The following is a 1548-nucleotide window of genomic DNA, read 5'->3' as shown; positions in this document are numbered from 1 at the left end:
AGGGGCTTTGCGGCACCGGGGTCTTGCCGAAGACCCCTGGCACCAGGGACCCATTGGGCAGGCGCACTGGCTCACCAAAGGCGCCCGTGTCGACGATCGCCAGGTTGAGTGCGTCCAGATTGGCCTCCCAGTTGGCCATGGATCAGCTCAGATCGACCGTCACGACCGCCGTCGGGCGGGTGCAGACCATGACCGGGTGGGTCGAGAGCGCAAGCCGGATGCCCTTGTTGTCTTCCAGCGGGAAGGAGTCGAGGAAATAAGGCTGGCCCATCTGGCCTTCGCCGACAGAGTCGAGGGTATCGTTGGGCGCGAAGGCTTGCACGAAGAGCCCGGGCACCCCGTTCGGGACCACCTTGGCCTGGCCCGAGGTGATGGCGATGTTGCCCCCGGCGCGATAACGCTTCCAGGTGATACCGCCGTAGTCGAACTGGTCCGACGGGGCGTTGCGCAGCTCAGATGCGGCGACCTGGTTCAGGTAGGTCTCGCGGATGGTCTTAGACGCGATCAGGGCCACCCAGTAGGTGTCCGAACAGTAGGCCGTCAGGCCGGTGTAAGGGATCCCGCCCAGGGCGGCCTCCAACACCAGGACGATGCTGTTGTGGATCGCGGCGCGCATACCACCAGAATCGTCCTCCCCGAAGGCTACCACGGCCGCCGCTGGGGCACTGCCGAAGGTATTGGTCGGGCTGTTGAGACAGGCGACGCGCAGGTATTCATGCTGGAAGTCGGCCTGCCGGCGTAGTTTGTTGGTCGCCCGGTCGCGCCGGGTCTGGAGCACCTCACGGATGCCGGTGGTGCCGCGCATGTTGAGCACCTCGTCGGCCAGTACGGCGCGTTGCCAGGAGTAGCTGGCGACGGTGAAGGTGCGCACGGTGCGCTTTTCCAGGGCCAACGGGCGGGCAGGAGCGCCGCGCGGCTGCGCGGTGGACTCAGAGACATCGTCGCTGGGCAGGGCCTCGGCGGCGAGGGTGGTACCGGTCAGGCCCAGGGTCTCAAAGAGCCCATCGGACCCGAGCATCCCGGGGATGAACTGCGCGGTCTGGAGCGACAGCAGCAGTTCTTCGCGGGTGAAATAGTCGCGATAGATATCCATGGTTACAGGCTCCGGGCGATCAGCATGGACTTAGCCAGGTCGGCATAGGCTTTGGTCTTGGCCGTGGCATCGCTGGAGGCGTGCCAGGACATGGCCGCGGTGTTGAACCCGGCCGCCCGCACCAGCCCGGCCACCGTGGCCTCGGCGGCGCTTGCATCGCAGGGGTAGAGGGCGATGGCGCGGGCGACGTTGGAGCCGTCCGTGTTGCCGTCGTCATAGGGCAGGTACTTGTAGGTCCCAGTGACGGCGATGTTGAAGCCATCGCCAGGGACATAGTCGGTGGCGTCGGCCAGGGTGAAGGACAGGCCGCCGACGTTGAAGGCACTCGCCACCGCGCCCTTGCCCACCAGTAGCCCGTCGGGATCGGTGAGGATGAAGCTGCCCGAATCGGTGGTGAGCTTCACGATCAGCAGGGTGTAGTTGCCGATCTTGGCGGCGGCCCCGACGGTGATGGT

At 66.1% G+C, this 1548-nt stretch carries 2 protein-coding genes; both read right to left on the bottom strand.

The genetic code is table 11. From position 1 onward, the window contains the following. Positions 1-142: 142 nt before the first annotated feature. A complete protein-coding gene (locus QZY44_RS04085; protein WP_295442618.1) occupies positions 143-1093 on the bottom strand; it encodes a major capsid protein in 951 nt (316 codons plus the stop codon). A gap of 2 nt (positions 1094-1095) precedes the next feature. Continuing rightward, on the bottom strand, positions 1096-1548 hold a 453-nt coding region (locus QZY44_RS04080; protein ID WP_295442615.1), incomplete at its 5' end, for a head decoration protein.

The organism is uncultured Thiodictyon sp. (assembly GCA_903837595.1).
GTDB lineage: Bacteria > Pseudomonadota > Gammaproteobacteria > Chromatiales > Chromatiaceae > Thiodictyon.
This window is presented reverse-complemented; position numbering and strand designations above follow the sequence as displayed.

What these genes read in the sequence shown, in the direction of transcription:
- QZY44_RS04085 (WP_295442618.1), bottom strand. Translation starts at nt 1,093, where the DNA reads ATGGATATCTATCGCGACTATTTCACCCGCGAAGAACTGCTGCTGTCG.